General features: G+C 65.7%; 15 protein-coding genes and 1 tRNA gene. 3 read left to right on the top strand and 13 right to left on the bottom strand.

The features are described from left to right. Positions 1-49: 49 nt before the first annotated feature. Positions 50-319 carry a GlsB/YeaQ/YmgE family stress response membrane protein gene (locus ACLIMP_RS15200; protein ID WP_054439274.1) on the bottom strand — a complete coding sequence of 90 codons (270 nt, stop codon included), beginning with the start codon at positions 317-319 and terminating at the stop codon, positions 50-52. A gap of 188 nt (positions 320-507) precedes the next feature. Here ACLIMP_RS15200 and ACLIMP_RS15205 point away from each other — a divergent pair, with 188 nt between their 5' ends. Beyond that, complete coding sequence (locus ACLIMP_RS15205) at positions 508-1,275, top strand: TonB family protein (protein WP_324696528.1); 768 nt, start codon at positions 508-510, stop codon at positions 1,273-1,275. 60 nt (positions 1,276-1,335) lie between these two features. After that, positions 1,336-2,652 (top strand): fumarylacetoacetase, encoded by a 1,317-nt coding sequence (gene fahA / locus ACLIMP_RS15210; RefSeq protein ID WP_443477938.1) that lies wholly within the window; start codon positions 1,336-1,338, stop codon positions 2,650-2,652. Positions 2,653-2,717: 65 nt separating this feature from the next. On the opposite strand, the gene ACLIMP_RS15215 is transcribed toward fahA, so the two are convergent. From ACLIMP_RS15215 to ACLIMP_RS15225, 3 genes are all read right to left on the bottom strand, one after another. After that, entirely contained in the window at positions 2,718-3,662 is a 945-nt protein-coding gene (locus ACLIMP_RS15215) for an NAD-dependent epimerase/dehydratase family protein (RefSeq protein ID WP_324696532.1), read from the bottom strand. Further along, positions 3,659-4,789, bottom strand: a complete 1,131-nt coding sequence (gene proB, locus ACLIMP_RS15220; RefSeq protein WP_054439265.1) for a glutamate 5-kinase — start codon at positions 4,787-4,789, stop codon at positions 3,659-3,661. The genes ACLIMP_RS15215 and proB overlap by 4 nt, the downstream gene beginning before the upstream one ends. Positions 4,790-4,874: 85 nt before the next feature. Continuing rightward, positions 4,875-5,822, bottom strand: coding sequence for a DMT family transporter (locus tag ACLIMP_RS15225; protein ID WP_324696534.1), 948 nt, complete (start codon positions 5,820-5,822; stop codon positions 4,875-4,877). A 218-nt stretch (positions 5,823-6,040) separates the two neighbouring features. On the opposite strand from ACLIMP_RS15225, the gene ACLIMP_RS15230 reads away from it, so the two are divergent. Next, positions 6,041-7,372, top strand: coding sequence for a family 1 glycosylhydrolase (locus ACLIMP_RS15230; RefSeq protein WP_324696536.1), 1,332 nt, complete (start codon positions 6,041-6,043; stop codon positions 7,370-7,372). Positions 7,373-7,396: 24 nt separating this feature from the next. Here the strand turns inward: ACLIMP_RS15230 and ACLIMP_RS15235 are convergent, their stop codons facing one another. The 9 genes from ACLIMP_RS15235 to ftsZ form a co-directional block, all read right to left on the bottom strand. Next, a complete protein-coding gene (locus ACLIMP_RS15235) occupies positions 7,397-8,323 on the bottom strand; it encodes an alpha/beta hydrolase (protein WP_324696538.1) in 927 nt (308 codons plus the stop codon). A 98-nt stretch (positions 8,324-8,421) separates the two neighbouring features. Next, complete coding sequence (gene obgE / locus ACLIMP_RS15240) at positions 8,422-9,477, bottom strand: GTPase ObgE (protein ID WP_054439254.1); 1,056 nt, start codon at positions 9,475-9,477, stop codon at positions 8,422-8,424. Positions 9,478-9,664: 187 nt separating this feature from the next. Further along, positions 9,665-9,740: transfer RNA gene (locus ACLIMP_RS15245), tRNA-Ala, on the bottom strand. A gap of 143 nt (positions 9,741-9,883) precedes the next feature. Then, on the bottom strand, positions 9,884-10,627 hold the full coding sequence (locus tag ACLIMP_RS15250) for a hypothetical protein (RefSeq protein WP_185996805.1): 744 nt from the start codon (positions 10,625-10,627) through the stop codon (positions 9,884-9,886). Between the two features lie 115 nt (positions 10,628-10,742). Beyond that, positions 10,743-11,483: a Bax inhibitor-1/YccA family protein gene (locus ACLIMP_RS15255; RefSeq protein ID WP_132469270.1), complete on the bottom strand. Its 741-nt coding sequence runs from the start codon at positions 11,481-11,483 to the stop codon at positions 10,743-10,745. Positions 11,484-11,646: 163 nt separating this feature from the next. Next, positions 11,647-12,453 carry a pyrroline-5-carboxylate reductase family protein gene (locus tag ACLIMP_RS15260; protein WP_324696543.1) on the bottom strand — a complete coding sequence of 269 codons (807 nt, stop codon included), beginning with the start codon at positions 12,451-12,453 and terminating at the stop codon, positions 11,647-11,649. 142 nt (positions 12,454-12,595) lie between these two features. Further along, entirely contained in the window at positions 12,596-13,102 is a 507-nt protein-coding gene (locus tag ACLIMP_RS15265; protein WP_054439354.1) for a type III secretion system chaperone family protein, read from the bottom strand. A gap of 207 nt (positions 13,103-13,309) precedes the next feature. Further along, complete coding sequence (locus tag ACLIMP_RS15270) at positions 13,310-15,244, bottom strand: SPOR domain-containing protein (RefSeq protein ID WP_443477939.1); 1,935 nt, start codon at positions 15,242-15,244, stop codon at positions 13,310-13,312. Between the two features lie 195 nt (positions 15,245-15,439). Further along, positions 15,440-17,005 (bottom strand): cell division protein FtsZ, encoded by a 1,566-nt coding sequence (gene ftsZ, locus ACLIMP_RS15275; RefSeq protein WP_324696548.1) that lies wholly within the window; start codon positions 17,003-17,005, stop codon positions 15,440-15,442. Positions 17,006-17,106: the final 101 nt, after the last annotated feature.

Raw genomic sequence — 17,106 nt, forward strand, 5'->3', positions numbered from 1 at the left:
GTTTTCCATCGGAGGACGCGCCGGCCTCGTTCAGACCCTAACGGGATCCTTAGCGGATGGAACCGCGACGGAAGAGGTTGACGATCGCCAGCAGGACGACCGCGCCGAGGAACGAAGCGAAGAGCGACATGATGTCGAACGCACCGCTGGTGATGGGCGCGCCGCCGATGAGCGGCGTGATGATGAGACCCGCGATCAGGGCACCGACGACACCGACGACCACGTTCAGGAATACACCCTGCTGCGCATCGGTGCGCATGAGGATGGAAGCGAGCCAGCCGATAACGCCGCCGACCAGGAGAATAAGAAGTAGAGTCATTGTGCTTCTCCAAAAATTTGTGTCGTTGCGGGATTAACTGCGCTGTTCGCACAAGGTTCCGGAGCGCGGCCAACCGTTCGCCGCAGGGAGGTCGATTGTCCCGCAATGAGAAAAGCGCGGGAGCTTTCGATGCGGCAACTTGTTCCGGCAATGTCGGCAGCGAAGGCCGTCCATGAAAGGAGCACCCGGTGCATTCCCTTCCACGCGCCCCTCACCACGCCCTCCGACGTGAGCGCGCGATTTCCGCGACGGCATCGGCCGCAATCGTGATCGGCGGGCTTGCCGCGCTTGCATGGGGGCTGGGCGTGAACCTGCCGGCGTTTCCCGAGCGCTCCGCCCTTACCGCGACGGTGTTGCTGCCCGAGACCCGCAAAACTCCCGAAAAGCGCCCGCAGGAAACAACGTCATCCGCCCATCGGGGCGCGCCCGCACCGGAGGGTCGCAAAACGCGGGCTGCACCGGTGGTCCTGCCTGCTCCCCGCATCGTTCTGCCACCCCCCGTGACGATCGTGGCGGCCCGGCATCCGGGAGATGGCGACAGGCCGGCACAAGGCTCCGGAACCTCCGGCTCCGGCAGTGGATCGGGCGGCAGGGGAAACGGAAACGGCGGAGGAGGCGGCGGAGGAGGCGGCGGAGGAGGCGGCGGAGTCAACGAAGGGGTCGCCACCCTGCCCCGGCAGATCGCCGGCCGCCTCCACTATGCCGATCTGCCTGCGGACTTGCGCAAGGCGCGCAGCGGCGCCGACCTGACCCTGCGCTACCGCATCGACATTGACGGGCGAGTAAGCGAATGCACCGTGATTTCCTCCAGCGGCCGACCCGACCTTGATGCGGGAACGTGCCAGCGCATCACCGAACGCTTCCGCTTCCGCCCGGCACGCGATGCACAGGGGCAGCCGGTGCCTTTCGTGATGACCGAGACGCATGGTTGGGACGATGGCAAAGAGGGCCCGTGACCTGACGCGGCCGAGCGGCTAGGGAAGCGCTCCAAACATCAGACGGAAGAGGAGATTCCCATGGCGACGATCGACGAAACCCACGACAGCGCGCTGCGCTCCTGGGTGGAAAGTGCGAACGGCCATGGCGACTTCCCGATCCAGAACCTGCCGCTGGGCGTGTTCTCCAACGGCGGGAATTCCGCAGGTGGCGGCGTGGCGATCGGTGACCTGATCCTCGATCTTGCCGCACTGGCCGGGTCGGGACTGCTCGAAGGCCAGGCGCTGGAAGCCGCGCGGGCCGCCTCGGGCGAAAGCCTCAACCCGTTGCTCGCCCTTGGCGCCGGTCCGCGCCGGGCGCTGCGCCGGCGCATCTCCGCCCTGCTGGCAGAAGGCGCCGCAGAGCGCGCGCAAGTCGAACCGCTACTGGTTCCGATGGCACAGGCCACGCTGCATCTGCCTGCGAAGATCGCGGACTACACCGATTTCTATGTGGGCATCCATCACGCCACCAACATCGGCAAGCTGTTCCGCCCGGACAATCCGCTGCTGCCCAACTACAAGCACGTCCCCATCGGCTACCACGGCCGCGCATCGACCGTGAGGCCGAGCGGTGCGCCGGTGATCCGCCCCAACGGCCAGACCAAAGCGCCCGATGCCGAAAGCCCTTCGTTCGGCGCGATCGGCCGGCTCGACTACGAGCTGGAGCTGGGCGTGTGGATGGCGCAAGGCAACGAACTCGGTCAGCCCATTCCCATCGGCGAGGCGCTCGATCACGTTGCCGGCGTCACCCTGCTCAACGACTGGTCCGCCCGCGATGTGCAGGCCTGGGAATACCAGCCGCTCGGGCCGTTCCTCGCCAAGAACTTCATCACCACCGTCTCGCCGTGGATCGTCACGATGGAGGCGCTGGCCCCGTTCCGCATCGCCCAGCCGCCGCGGCCCGAGGGCGATCCCAGCCCCCTGCCCTATCTCTGGAACCGGGAAGACCAGGACGAGGGCGCCCTGTCCCTCGATCTCGAAGTCAGCCTCAGCACCGCCAAAATGCGTGCGGACGGCGTTCCGGCCCATCGCCTCAGCCGCGGGCCGGCCAGCAACATGTACTGGACCATCGCCCAGATGGTCACGCACCACGCCTCGAACGGCTGCGAGATGAATCCGGGAGACCTGCTCGGCACCGGCACCATTTCCGGTCCCGAGGACGGTTCGCAGGGCAGCCTGATGGAAATCACCCGCTCCGGCCGGGAGAAGGTGACGCTTGCCACGGGCGAGACGCGGACCTTCCTTGAGGACGGAGACGAACTGGCGCTTTCCGGACGCTTCGTGGCAGATGGCGCGGTATCGATCGGGTTCGGTCCGTGCAGCGGGATCGTGCAGCCGGCGGTGCCGCTGAACTAGGACGGAATTTACGGGAGCCTGGGGATCGTCCCTCAGGCTTCCCCCGTCGGCCTGGAACCTGCGGCCTAAAGCCAGTCGTTCGCGCGGTACCACTCTGCCGTGGCCCGCAGACCGTCCCGCGTATCGATGCGCGGCTCCCAGATCGTCGGCGGCACGGCCGCGCCTGCTCCGACCACCCAGTCGGGATGGCTGAAATAGGCGGCGCGATCGGCGGTCATCTTCGCGCCGTCGCCGCGCAGGAACTGGTCGGCCCGGGCCGCCAGCCGCAACGCCCCGGCCGAAAGCGAGATCACCCTGGCACGGCGGCCAACCGCAGCGCCGATGGCACGGGCCATCTCGGCATTGTCCCAGCCTTCGGGCTTTCCGTCGTCGGGCTCGAACAGCTTGCCTGTCACGTCCTCGCCGCCCGGTATCAGCGCCACCAGCAGGCGGGCGAGATCCTCGACATGGATCATCGAGGCGCGGCCGTCCTTCGGCACCGGAACCAGCCCCCAGCGCGCGGCGCGGAACAGTTCGAACATCTCCTTGTCGCGCGGGCCGTAGATCGCGGGCGGGCGTACGATCGTCCAGTCCAGCGGACTGGCGCGCAGCAGCTTCTCGGCCTTGGCCTTCGAAGCGCCGTAAGCCGAAAGATCGGGCTCGCGCGCGGAAAGCGAGGAAACGAAGACGAAACGCCGGATGCCCTTGGCCACGCCGGTCTCGATGAGGTTCAGGGTGCCCGCGACATTGCCGGCCTCATACCCGGCGGCATCGGGCGCGCTCACCACGCCCGCAACGTGGACGATCGCCTCCGCCCCGCGCGTCAGCTCGGACAGCGAGGCGGTATCGCGCAGTTCGCCGCGTACCCAGGTGACGTTCTCGCGCCGCTCTTGTTCGCGGCGGGTCAGTGCGCGCACGTCGTACCCTGCGGCCGCCGCTTCCTCCAGCACGCACTGGCCGACGAAGCCGGTTGCGCCGGTCAGGGCGATGGTGGGGCGGTCTATCTCGTTCATCTGGGGAAAAGCGGTCATTTCAGCACGAGCTGGTCACGATGGACCACGGAGGAACGCGGCGAATATCCCAGCACTTCGGCCTGCTCGCTCGAATGGAGCCCCTTGATCGCGGCGCATTCGCCAGCATGGTACTCCGAAAGGCCATGGGCGACCACGCGGCCGCCGGCATCGACGATGGCCACGGGATCCCCGCGTTCGAAATGCCCCTCCACGGCGGTCACGCCCTTGGCAAGGAGGCTCGACCCGCGCAGCAATGCGGCGGCCGCGCCGGCATCGACGACAATGCTGCCCTTGAGCCGCAACCGCCCGCCGAGCCAGGCCTTGCGAGCGCCCGCACGGCGGCGGGGGAGGAACAGCGTGCCGATCCCCTGATCGATGATCCGCGCCACCGGGCGGGCGTGCTGGCCATTGCCGATGACGAGGCAGATACCTGCCAGTTCGGCGATCTCGGCTGCCTGGAGCTTGGAAACCATGCCGCCGGAGCCCATGCCCGAATTCGATTCCGCGCTCGCCATGGCGTGGACTTCGGGCGTCACACCTTCGACCACCGGAATCATTTTCGCGCCGGGCTCCCGAGGGTGGCGGTCATAAAGGCCGTCGATGTCGGAGAGCAGCAACACCGCGCTGGCCTGCGCCGCCTGCGCGACGCGGGCGGCCAGGCGGTCATTGTCACCGAAGCGGATTTCCTGAGTCGCGACCGAATCGTTCTCGTTGATCACCGGCACCGCGCCCGCATCGAGCAGGCGCGTGAGCGTTGCGGTGACGTTGAGATAACGGCGCCGGTCCTCGAGATCCTCCAGCGTCAGCAGCATCTGCGCGGCGGTGATGCCGTGGCTGCCCAGCAGTTCGGCCCAGAGCCCCGAAAGCGCGATCTGGCCCACGGCCGCGGCGGCCTGTGCGTCCGCCAGCGAGCCGCGTCCGCCCTTGTCGAGCCCCAGAGTCGCCGCGCCCAGCGCAATCGCGCCCGAAGAGACCACGATCACGTCCTGCCCGCGTGCGCGCGCCTCGGCGATCTCGGCGACCAGCGCGGTCAGCCATTCGCGCCGCACACCTTCCTTACCGACAAGCAGCGCCGACCCCACCTTGACGACGAGGCGGGGGCTCAGGACTTTGTCGGAGAGATCGGAAAGGCGGGATACAGGCATGGAGGCCGAGCCTCTAGGACACTTGCCGCCCGGAGGAAAGCGCTCGCTTGCAAAGGACCGCGCACCCCGTCCCGTCGCGGGAACGTCAGGACGTGGCGGCCAGACGGCGCGCCTGCCGGGCCTTGAACATCTCGTGCCCGCTGACCAGCAGGATTCCCGCCATGACCATCAGCGCGCCGGCGATGAAGGCCGGCTCCAGCCGCTCGCCGAGCAGAACGACGCCGAAGGCCACGCCGAACAACGGAGTCATGAACGAAAGCACGCCCAGCCGCGAAGCCAGATAGACCCGCAGCATCCCGAACCATACCAGCAGGCTGACCAGCGAAACGAAGACGATCTGGAACGCCATGCTCACCCCCAGCAGCGGGGTCGGCCTGACCAATGTCTGCCCCGAGCCGAGCGCCAGCGCCCCCAGCAGCACGAATGCACCGAGAAGCTGATAGAGCGTCGTGACGCTGCTCGGCGCCTGCGACAGGCGGGAAAAGCGCAAGGTGAGCGTCGTCGCGCCCCAGGCGGCACCGGCGCCGATCCCCATGAGATCGCCGATCCACGCCGAATCGTGCTGCGAGGCCGCGCTTGCCCCGCCGAGGAAGGACACCGCCACTCCGCCGAAGGCCGTGACGATGCCCAGCCATTGCAAAGGACTCAGGCGCTCTTCCGGCAATCCGAAGTGGAGGCCGAGTGCCGTGAAGATCGGCGCGGTATAAAGGAAGATCCCCATGTGCGAGGCATTGGTGAAGCGCAGCCCCTCCCCCATGAACAGGTATTCCAGCGCGAAGAGCGCTCCGATCGCCAGCCCCGGCTTCCAGGTGCCCCCGCGAAGAGCATGGCCGTCGCCGCGCAGACGGACCAGCGCCGCGATGAACAGCGCGGCGATCCCGGAACGCAGCGAAATCTGGAGGACCGGCGCCATGTCCGGCGCGGCCGCCTTGAGCGCGGTCTGCTGCATTCCCCAGATCGCGCAGAGCCCGACCATCAGCAATGCTGCACCACCGTCGACCGGCCTTCGCGAATGCGCTTCCATCTTTTCCATTACCGCAACTTCAGTTCGCAAGCTCGGCGGACCCGATGCGCCAGCCTCGCGCCCAACCCGAAATCGCCGATGCCGTCAACCTCCCTGCCCCCGCCGGTGCCGCGCTGCGCTGCGGCCATGGAGGTTCCGACTTCGCGCTTTCATTTTAGAATAATGATTCTAGATATGAAGCGCGAGGCCGATTCGAACGAGATCGGCGCGACGAGGGAGAAAAACGCGTGATCGATCGCCGCACCATGCTGGCCGCCGCCGCCGCGGCAACCGCAGCCAGTATCACCGCACCCGCCTTTTCACGCGGGGCACGACCGGTCGATCCGAAGTTCCCGCAGGGCTTCCTCTGGGGCACGGCCACGGCGGCGTATCAGGTGGAGGGAAACAACCTCAACAGCGACGTCTGGGCGATGGAACATGCCCGTCCCACGGTCTACACCGAACCTTCGGGAGACGCGGCCAACAGCTTCGCGCTCTGGCCGGTGGACCTCGATCTTGTGAAAGGCATGGGTCTCAATACCTACCGCTTCAGCCTTGAATGGGCCCGCATCGAACCGGCGAAGGGCGAATTCTCCATCGCCATGCTCGATCACTACAAGGCCATAATCGAAGGCTGTCATGCGCGCGGCCTCACGCCCATGGTCACCTTCAACCACTTTACCACGCCCATCTGGTTCGCGGCGCAGGGCGGTTGGTCCAACGCGGAAGCGCCCTTGCTGTTTGCCCGCTACTGCGAGCGCGCCGCGCGCCATCTTGCCGCGATCATCGGCTATGCCACGACCCTCAACGAACCGAACCTGTCGGGCCTCCTCGACGTGGTGCTGCCCGGAGACATCGGCCCGCGCCTGCTGGGGGCGGACAAGGCCATGCAGGAAGCCGCGGCACGGGAACATGCCGTCGCCCGGTTCCTGCCCGGAAACCCTCTCTACGTCGCCGATCCGCAAGTGGTGCAGGCCAACCTGATTGCCGGACACAAGGCCGGACGAGAAGCGATCAAGGGGGTGCGCCCCGACCTGCCCGTAGGCGTCAGCCTCGCCGTCATCGACGATCAGGCAGCAGGCAGGAACAGCCTTCGCGACGCCATGCGCGCGAAGCTCTACCGACCCTGGCTGGAAGCTGCCCGGGGCAACGACTTCGTCGGCGTGCAGAATTACGAGCGCACCGTCTGGACCGACAAGGGCAGGCTTCCCGCGCCGGAAGGCGCCGAAACCAACGATGCCGGATCGGAAGTATACCCTGCCTCGCTCGCCGGCGCGGTACGCTATGCCCATGCGGTGAGCGGGGTTCCCGTGGTCGTCACCGAGCACGGCATCAACTCCGCGGACGACACCAAGCGAGCCCGCCTGATCCCGGCGGCGCTGGCCGAACTCAAGCGGGCAATGGAAGACGGCGTGCCCGTTCTGGGCTACATGCACTGGTCGCTCGTCGACAATTTCGAGTGGGTCTTCGGCTACAAGCCCCAGTTCGGATTGCACACGCTGGACCGCACCACGTTCAAGCGCACCGCCAAGCCCAGTGCCGCCGTGCTGGGCGCGATCGCCCGCCGCAACGCGCTCTGATCGGCAGAACGCCGAATGCGGCGGTCAATGCGCCGGCGCTGCAGGTGGAGACGCCCCTTCGATCATGAACCACGGCGTCTGCCCCTGCTCATAGGGCGGCGCCGGATAGAGCCAGCGAAGCGCTTCCTCGGCAGCATGGTGATAGACCGTGGCGTGAGACGCGCTCTTGCTGAAATCGGCATAGCGCACCGTGATTCGCGCGGGCGGCTGCTTGCCGAGATAGGCGCGCATGCGGTCGATACCATCCTGCATCGTTCCGCCCTCGTCCCCCACCGCAAGGTAAAGGCGCTCGCCGGACATACCCTGCCCTGCCGCGGTCCGATCGAGATCGCGCAGCGGACGGCGATCGTCCCACCACAGGCTGGGGCTGACCGCCACATAGTCGCCGAAAAGCGTGGGATCGTTCAGGAGCGTGTCCACCACGAACAGGCCCGCAAGGGACTCTCCCATCAGGGCGCGCCGATCTCCACTGCGAAAGCGCGCCTCCACGAAGGGGATGACCTCATCCCGCAGGAACCGGCGGAAGCGGTCGGCTCCGCCGCTTTCGGGAAAGGCCGAGAGATATCGGGGATCGGTGGGACGCGAAGTCAGTTCGGCACGCCGGTCCTTCGTCTGCACGCCGACGACGATCATCGGCCCATAAGTCCAGCTCAGCGAGGCCAGACTGCCAAGCCCTGCGATATGCACGAAATCCTGATCCAGCCCGCCATCCAGCAGATAGACCACCGGATAACGGTCAGCCGACTTGTCATAGCCCGTCGGCAACCAGACGTTCACTTCGCGCGTGTCGCCAAGAACGGCGGATCGCAGCTCATAGCGCGTGCCGAGTTCGATAGGTTGACCCGAAATCTCCCGCGGCGCCGCATCCTTCGCGCTTGCGATTTGCGGGGCCAGAACGAGCCCTGCGGCGAAAAGCCCCGGGATGACAAGCGAAGTGGCGATGATCTTCATCGCCACGGTCTAGCGAGAGCCGCCTGCCCTGCCAATATGCGCCTGAAGAGTAACGAATAAAAGCGAGCGACGCCGCTGCGTCGCTCGCCCGGATTGGGTCAGATCGGGGACCAGGGCTTGTCGTCGGCTTCCTCGCGCTCGCCTTCCGGACGCTCGGTCACGGTGGCGGCGGGGAGATAGTCGATCACCGCATCGAGCAGCTTCGACATGCCCTTGCCCGTCGCGCCCGAAATCGGGAAGACCTCGTCGGCTCCGGCCTTGAGCAGCTCGCGGGCATAGTCCGCCGCCAGCGCGTCATCGACGAGATCAATCTTGTTGAGCGCCACGAGACGCGGCTTGTCTTCAAGGCCTTCGCCGTAAGCCTCGAGCTCTTCCTCGACGATCCGCATCGCTTCGACCGGGTCGGTGCTGGAGATGTCGATAAGGTGGACCAGCACGCGGCAACGCTCGATATGGCCCAGGAAACGGTCGCCAATGCCGGCACCGTCCGCCGCGCCGGCGATCAGGCCGGGGATGTCGGCCAGCACGAACTCACGGTTCTTGTGCGTGACGACGCCGAGCTGCGGCCGCAGCGTGGTGAAGGCATAATCGCCCACCTTGGCCTTGGTGTTCGAAAGCTTGTTGATGAAAGTCGATTTGCCAGCGTTGGGCATGCCCACCAGACCGACGTCCGCCAGCAGCTTGAGACGCAGCCAGACCCACAGCTCCTGCGGCGGGATGCCCGGCTGGTGCTGGCGCGGCGCGCGGTTGGTGCTGGTCTTGTAGCTGGCGTTGCCACGACCGCCCATGCCGCCTTCGAGCAGGACCACGCGCTGGCCCGCCTCGGTAAGGTCGGCCAGAACCGTCTCGCGGTCGTCGTCATCGATGAGCTGGGTGCCGACCGGGACCTTGACGACAAGGTCCTTGCCAGCCGCGCCGTTGCGGTTCTTGCCCATGCCGTGGCCGCCGCGCGGGGCCTTGAAATGCTGGGTATAGCGGAAGTCGATCAGGGTGTTGAGACCAGCGACGGCCTCGAAGATCACGTCTCCGCCCTTGCCGCCGTTACCGCCGTCAGGGCCGCCATATTCCACGTACTTCTCACGCCGGAAGGAAACGGCACCCGGTCCGCCGCCGCCCGAACGGATGTAGATCTTGGCCTGGTCGAGAAAATGCATGGGTCTTTTTTCCGGCAATCCTGAGAGCTGAAGTGGGCTGGCGGAGGCTCCGCCGGGGCGGCACCGGCTCTCTTCCAGTGCCTGGCGATGCTGGCTGAACCCGCAACGCAGATAAACAAAAAACCCGGCCATGTCTCGGGCCGGGTGATGCCCGGCACCGAGCCGGACACGCATCAATCTAGAATACTGGTGGAGCCGAGGGGGATCGAACCCCTGACCTCGTCATTGCGAACGACGCGCTCTCCCATCTGAGCTACGGCCCCGTTCCAGTATCTTCGCAAAACGTCCAGCGTTCAGCGAGGCGCTCCCATAGCGAAGTGCTCTTTCGCTTGAAAGAGCAAAAATGCCGCAGAACCAATTTTGCAGGACAGGAGCGCCTGCCCCTGCCCTGCCTGTGCCTTGAGCTTTACTGGGCGAAGGCCTGCGCCGCGACCTTGGGCTGCGTGCCCGCCGCCGCCACGGGAGCGGCAGCCCCCGAAGTGGCCGATGCGGCGCCGTAGCGCGACTCCCAGGCCGCGAGATCGGCGCGATACTGGTCGTAGCTGTTGAAGAACTCCTTGAACGGAGCCTCCGCCTTGGCAAGGCCGCTGACGGCGAAACCGTCAAGCTGGCCCGCCGGAACTGCCTGCAGGTCAACCGCAAGCCCCATCGCCGCGTTGCACAGGGCGGGAACGACCGGCGGCAATGCGAAATAGTTATAGACCTGCGTCTGATAGGCTTCACGCTCCCGCACGGATTTCGCGCCGAACCGGGTGCGGAACTCCTTGTCGAGTGCCTTGTTCGTGGCCGTCAGCGACTTGGCATGCTTCTTCAGGAAGTCCTTGTAGCCTGCAAGAATCGGCTCGTACTGCGGGCCAAGGCAGTTCAATGCCGCAACATTGTAGGCCGAACGGAGATTCCACAACGCCTGCGCCTGCGACACGCCGCTGTTCACGGTATGGCGCGAACCATCCACGGCAAGGGCGGGAACCGTCATGTTGGGCGCCGCACCAAGCGGCGGCATCGGGCGCGGCGGGATCACGATAACGGGCGGCGGCGGCGGCGGGGCCACGGCAACCTCTTTCGGGCCGCAGCTGGAAAGCACCGCAACGAGCGAAACCGCCATCAGCGGGAGGCCGCGCAGAAGGCCTCGTTTCTTCAGGTTAACCACCCCGGACACTCCATTTCTCAGAGCGCCATTACTAACTCTTCTTGACTCCAAAGAAAATGCCCGGCGCGACGAATCGCACCGGGCATTTTCGATTTACCTGTCAAAAAGCCGTGGATTAACGGCGATCGCCCAGGAAGGTCAGCAGGAACTGGAACATGTTGATGAAGTCCAGATAGAGGCTGAGCGCGCCCAGAATCACGGCCTTTCCGACGAAGTCGGTGCCGCGAAGCTGGTAGTACTGGTTCTTGAGCATCTGCGTATCATAGGCGGTGAGGCCTGCGAAAATCAGCACGCCGAGCACCGAAATCGCCAGTGCCAGGACGCTTGAACCCACGAAGATGTTCACCAGCATGGCCACCAGAATGCCGACGAGGCCCATGATAAGGAACGTGCCGAAGCCCGACAGGTCCTTCTTGGTGGTGTAACCATACAGGCTGAGGCCAGCGAATGCCGCCGCCGTCGCGAAGAAAGTCGTCGCGATCGAGGTGGACGTGAAGACCAGGAAAATCGTCGACAGCGAGAGACCCATGACGACGCAGAAGCCCCAGTAGAGCATCTGGAGAGTCGAGGTCTTCATGCGGTTAACGCCGAAGTTCATCGCCATCACGAAACCGAGCGGGGCCAACATGATCACCCAGCGCAGCGGCGTCGTCAGCACCTGCATCGCCATTCCGGAGGAGGCGAATAGCAGCGCCACGATGCCCGAGAGCAGCACGCCCGAGGCCATGTAGTTGTAGATGGACAGCATGTGCCGACGCAGGCCAGCGTCGTAAGCGGCCTGACCGGCAGTACGTCCATCGAGGCTCGGAGACGCACCGAAGCCCGTGCGGGGCTGGGGGTCGTTCCAATTCGCCATTTCAAACTCCCTTTCACGGGCTCCTGCGAAATGCGGAACCCGTACGCTCCTGAATATCGGCTCCGGCGCAGGGGATTTCAAGAAAAACCGGCCAAAGGGATTTGTGTCAAAATGTAAAGATCGCCTCCGGATCGGAGTAATGCTGCCGATCCGGTGCGAAATATCAGGACTTGCGGGCTTCCGCCGCCATCTCGGCATTGCGATCCCGCGAAGCTTCCATCGCCGCGGCGACGACCTTCGCCAATGCCCCGCCCTCGTCCAGCACGTTCATGCCCGCACGGGTCGAACCGCCCGGGCTCGCGACCTTGTCAGCCAGTTCGCCGGGCGAGAACGGCGAGGCCGCGGCAAGCTGCGCCGCGCCTTCCACCATGGCCACGGCGAGCCGGCGCGACTGTCCCTCCTCAAGCCCGAGCGCAACCGCGCCGGCCGCCAGGGAATCGATGAAACGATAGACGAAAGCCGGGCCGCAGCCTGCCAGCGCGGTCACGGAATCGAACAGTTCCTCGCCGGCAAGCCATTCCGGCGTGCCCAGCTTCTCCATCATCGCCGTCACCGCTGCCCGCCCCATCTCGTCAAGACCACGCGAATCCAGCGCAATGGGTGACTTGCCGATCGCCGCCGCCAGGTTCGGCATGATCCGCACGATGGCGCCCGCATCGGGGAAGCGTGCCGCAAGACTGTCGAATTCCACACCGGCCAGGATCGAGAACAGCACTGTCCCCTTGCCCACCAGCGGCGCTATGGCCGGAGCGGCACCGTCCAGCCCTTGCGGCTTGATCCCGAGCATGACCGCATCGAAACGGGCATCGGGCAGTTCCTTGAGCAAGGTCACGCCTGCGGGAACTTCCGCACGGTGCGGGTCCACGACGGTGAAGCGGGAGGCCGGAATTCCGCCCGCCAGCCAGCCTTCCAGCATGGCACCGGCCATATTGCCGCAGCCGACGAGAAGGATGTTCTGAAAGCGGTCCATGTCATTCCCCTAGCACGAGAAGACGCCTTGCGAGGCGCCTTGATTGCCCGCGCTTAAGGCAGCGCATAACCGGTGCCAAGGGCCAATGGCCATCATCGGGGCCGGGCCACGCCCTCAGGCACAGTTCCAGCCTTGGCCGGGTTCAGGCTTCGCCGGCCGCGTCGATCATTGCAGCGGTCAGCGCCTCGGCAGGGGTCTTGTCACCCCAGAGGATGAACTGGAACACCGGATAGAAACGATCACATTCCTCGATCGCGGCTTCCACCACCGTTTGCGCCTGACCCGGGCCGAGAAGCCCGTCTTCACCCAGCATCAGGCCGTGGCGATAAAGCACGACGCCGCTGCTCGACCAGGTATCGAAGTGGCCGACCCAGATCTGCTCGTTGATGAGCGCCAGAGCCTCGAACATCGCCTGCCGCTTTGCATCGGCGATGCGCACGTCAGGCAGGCACAGGAGCTGCAGGACGCGATCTTCGGCGCGCCAGATCGCCTGGACCTGATAGGTCGCCCAGGCGCCCTTCACTTCTGCGGAAATCTCGTCTTCGCCCGAATATTCAAAGGGCCAGTCACGCGCTTCGAAGAGCGACGCGAGCATCTCGATCGGTGCGGACTCGTCCTCCCGGCCGATGTCGTCCTGTACCGTTCTCATGATTTCCGACATTTGCCCTCCGGGAAGCGTGAAGGCATGGATGCTTTGCATGGGGGGGCAAGCACAATCCGCGACCCGCGATCGCCTGAGCAAAACTGCACTAGCCTGTTCACAGGGTGTGGATAAGACTAACCGCTCCTTAATTCGGACAGGTTGCCGACCACGGAATTGACCGAGAGATTCTCCGAAGAGCGCTTTACGTAAACGTTACTTGACCGAAAGAGCGTCCACCACCTGCCCCGCAGGGCTGGTCCAGGGCAGCGCATCGCTGAAGCCCTGCTTCTTGGCTTCGGCGATGAAAGTGCCGGCGGCCTTCTGAGTCTCGAACGGGCCGACGAGAATGCGGTTCGTTCGCCCCATATCGCTGATGTAGGGCTGCCGCCCCTTGAGCAGTGCTGGCGCCTGCTTGAGCGATCGCCGCCAGTCGAACGCGATCGCATCCTTGTCCCGGCCTACGCCGACCTGCACCCAGATGCGGCTCGGATGCGCGGGCGGAAGCGGCTTCTTGGGCTTGGAGGGCTCTGCCTTCGCAGCCTTGGCGCTCGATTTCGCGTCTGCTTTGGCCGTTTTCGGATCAAGCTTGGGATCGACCTTGGCGGCCGCCTTCGGATCGGTCTTGGTGGCAGGCTTGTCCGCGGCTTTCGAATCCGGTTCCGGCTTGGGAAGTTCGATGCGCGGAGGCGCCGGACGGGCCGGTTCGATCTGCCGAATATCGACCGCACCGGAAGTGGGGACGATCTGCATCGTCGGCTTTCCGAGATCGGCGAAGATCTGTTCGAGCGAAAGCTGCTGGGCACTGGGCACCGGCGGCGCTTCGGGTGTGGCCGGCCTGACAGCCGGAGACGACGCGGCAGGCGGCACCGCGGTCTGCTGGCCGGGCACGCGGGCAAGGTCGAAACCGGGCGAGGCCGCTGCCACTTGAGCCGCGGCGGGCCTCGTCGTTTCCGGCACAGACGGGGACGCCGCGGCAAGCGGTGCAGCAGGCGCAGGTTGCGACGAAACGGATCCGGGAGCCTTGGACGCGGATGTTGCCGCGAGCGCTGCGGGCACCTCCGTCTTCGGTCTGACGGGCGGCAATTCGCCTGCCGCAGTTTCGTTACGCTCGATGGTCGGCTTGGGTTCGGGCGGCGCAACGCGGACCTGCTCCCGGGAAGAATTGGCAGGCACCGGGACATGAGCGGAGCCCGCGCGGGACACGGCCGCGCGGTTACTGTCGGCAACGGCAACGGAAGTCGTCCGTGCCGTACCGCTTGCCGTCCGCGTGGTACGCGGCGATTTGGATGAAGCCTTCCCGCCGCCCAGCGCCTCTCCGCGCGGGACAAGGTTGGCGTCGGCTGTCGCCACGCGTGTGGTCGGCGCATAGGCAGCGATGCGGGCATCGTCCCGGCCGATTTCCGAAGCGCGGGGGAACTTGCCCAGATTGGCAGCAGCCGCCTGCTGCGCCGGGGTCAAGCGCGGCATGTACCGCAAGTACGGCGCAATGTTCTGGGCGAGTTGCGGCGGCAGGATCGTATCCGAAACTTCCACTGCCTGCTTGGTGTCACCGGCAATCGCCAGAGCAAAGGCACGGGTGCGCCAGCCCGGCTTGTCCTGCTTGCGCAGGAGCGGCATGATCGTCGCTTCGGAGGTTTTGGCGTCACCCGCGATGGCCTGGCTTATCGCCAGCCGCATGCGAACCTCGTCATCGGCGGCCGTGCCCAGCACCATCGCATAATAGCGCTGCGCCGTCGCATTGTCGCCGACGAGATCATAAGCGAGGCCGCGATCGGCAGCGATAAGCGCTGGCGTGGCCCCTGCCCGCTCGGCTTCGGCGAACAGCGGCAGCGCGGCAACCGGATCGCCGCTCTGCGCAAGAGAAGCGGCAAGCCCGGCCTTCACCCGCCCATTGCCCGGAGAGATTTCATCCGCACGACGATAGAAGCCGATGGCCGCATCGAAATCGCCCAACTTCCTCGCGGAATCGCCGGCTTCGAGCAAGGCTGCGGTATCGCGGGGGTTACGCCCCAGCCTGGCCAGCGCGCCGTTGAGCGCTTTCTGATCTGCGCTGGGAAGCGCCTGCACCACGGGTCGCGAGACGACAGGAGCCTGCGCCTGTAGCGTCATCGGGAAAGCCAGCGCAACACAGGCTGCCGTGCCGGCCAACCACTTGCTCGATACCCTCTGGCGCAGACGCAAGACCCGGGAAACCTCTCAAAAACGCGCAAGGCCCGGCTGGTGGCGGGCCTGAACCTGTAACTGAACGGGGCAGCCTATGCCGCCCCTTTCCTGAACCCGAAGAGAATAAGCGGAAAACGGCGGTTCGGACCGGCATGACACCAGGCCGAACCGCTATATCGCTTACTGGTTGTTCTGACGTCCGAGGAAACGCGGAATGCTGATCGAACCGCCCTCGTCATCCTCTCCGGTCGGCTCGCTGGAAGCGGCCTTGGGACGTGAAAGACTGGTCATGCGTTCGAACAGCGTGCTGCCGCCGGCGGGGCGGGCAGGCGCGGGCTCCACCGGACGCTGGCGAACCGGCGGGACCGGAGCCTGGGCATCGGGAACGAGACCGCCGTTGAGCAACAGTTCGTCCTGCTGACGCTGCGGCGCCGGCTGAGCCTGTGCCGAGCCGAGATCAAGCGGCTCCGAACGCTGGCCGTGCAAGCCGGAAAGGCTTGCGTAATTGTTCGATGTTTCCGGCTCGGCTTCTGCGCCGAATTCGTCACCGGCACCGAGTTCCAGTTCGCCGAACGCCTGCGGAGCGGCTTCAGGAGCGGGGGTGGACAGTTCGAAAGGCTCGGACGCGGCCGGAGCCGAGGGCGTGAAAGCCACCGGAGCCGGTGCTTCCACCGCCGCAGGCGCGGGCGCCGGGGCGGGAGCAGGACGCGAGACCATCGGCCGGACGCCGCGCGATGCACCTAGGTTGAGCGGGCGCGAGGCGATTTCCGCCATCTCGGTCGTCTGCTCGATACCGGTGGCAACCACCGAGACGCGGATCTTGCCCTGGAGGTCCGGGTTGAAAGCCGAGCCCCAGATGATGTTGGCATCGGGATCGACCAGCTCACGGATATGGTTCGCGGCCTCGTCGACTTCGAGCAGCTTCATGTCGTCGCCGCCGATGATCGAGATGATCACGCCCTTGGCACCCTGCATCGACACGCCGTCAAGCAACGGGTTCGCTATGGCGCGTTCAGCCGCTTCCAACGCGCGGTTCTGGCCTTCGCCCTCACCGGTGCCCATCATCGCCTTGCCCATTTCGCCCATGACCGAGCGGACGTCCGCGAAGTCGAGGTTGATGAGGCCGGGCATGATCATGAGATCGGTGATCGAGCGCACGCCCTGCTGGAGCACTTCGTCGGCAAGCTGGAAAGCTTCCTTGAAAGTGGTCTCCGCCTTGGCGACCAGGAACAGGTTCTGGTTCGGAATGACGATCAGGGTATCGACGTGCTTCTGAAGCTCCTCGATGCCCGAGTCCGCCGAACGCATGCGGCGCGTGCCTTCGAACATGAAGGGCTTGGACACCACGCCCACCGTCAGCACGCCCTTGGCGCGCGCGGCCTGCGCGATGATCGGCGCGGCACCCGTGCCGGTGCCGCCGCCCATGCCGGCGGCGATGAAGACCATGTGAACGCCGTCAAGCAGACGTTCGATCTCTTCGATGGTTTCTTCCGCTGCCGCACGGCCCACTTCCGGACGCGCGCCGGCGCCGAGCCCCTGCGTGATCTCGGGCCCGAGCTGGATGCGGGTTTCGGCGATCGAATTGTTGAGCGCCTGGGCGTCGGTATTGGCGACGACGAAGTCCACACCCTCTATTTGGGCCTGGATCATGTTGGCGATGGCGTTGCCGCCCGCACCGCCTACGCCGATGACGACAATGCGCGGGCGAAGCTCTTCGATCGCCGGCGGTCCGATGTTGATGCTCATTTCGTTCTCCTGGCAGGCACGTGCGCGAAGAAATTTACCTTGACTAGCCTGATTGCACGCCTGCCTTCATCTAGGCAAAGCATGCGGCCCTGTTGTCCACA

The organism is Novosphingobium aeonii (assembly GCF_052279045.1).
GTDB lineage: Bacteria > Pseudomonadota > Alphaproteobacteria > Sphingomonadales > Sphingomonadaceae > Novosphingobium.

Excerpts from the sequence above, each read along its gene's own strand:
- ACLIMP_RS15200 (WP_054439274.1), bottom strand. The coding sequence starts at position 319 with ATGACTCTACTTCTTATTCTCCTGGTCGGCGGCGTTATCGGCTGGCTC.
- fahA (WP_443477938.1), top strand. The coding sequence starts at position 1,336 with ATGGCGACGATCGACGAAACCCACGACAGCGCGCTGCGCTCCTGGGTG.
- ACLIMP_RS15215 (WP_324696532.1), bottom strand. The coding sequence starts at position 3,662 with ATGACCGCTTTTCCCCAGATGAACGAGATAGACCGCCCCACCATCGCC.
- proB (WP_054439265.1), bottom strand. The coding sequence starts at position 4,789 with ATGCCTGTATCCCGCCTTTCCGATCTCTCCGACAAAGTCCTGAGCCCC.
- ACLIMP_RS15225 (WP_324696534.1), bottom strand. The coding sequence starts at position 5,822 with ATGGAAAAGATGGAAGCGCATTCGCGAAGGCCGGTCGACGGTGGTGCA.
- ACLIMP_RS15235 (WP_324696538.1), bottom strand. The coding sequence starts at position 8,323 with ATGAAGATCATCGCCACTTCGCTTGTCATCCCGGGGCTTTTCGCCGCA.
- obgE (WP_054439254.1), bottom strand. The coding sequence starts at position 9,477 with ATGCATTTTCTCGACCAGGCCAAGATCTACATCCGTTCGGGCGGCGGC.
- ACLIMP_RS15255 (WP_132469270.1), bottom strand. The coding sequence starts at position 11,483 with ATGGCGAATTGGAACGACCCCCAGCCCCGCACGGGCTTCGGTGCGTCT.
- ACLIMP_RS15260 (WP_324696543.1), bottom strand. The coding sequence starts at position 12,453 with ATGGACCGCTTTCAGAACATCCTTCTCGTCGGCTGCGGCAATATGGCC.
- ACLIMP_RS15265 (WP_054439354.1), bottom strand. The coding sequence starts at position 13,102 with ATGAGAACGGTACAGGACGACATCGGCCGGGAGGACGAGTCCGCACCG.
- ftsZ (WP_324696548.1), bottom strand. The coding sequence starts at position 17,005 with ATGAGCATCAACATCGGACCGCCGGCGATCGAAGAGCTTCGCCCGCGC.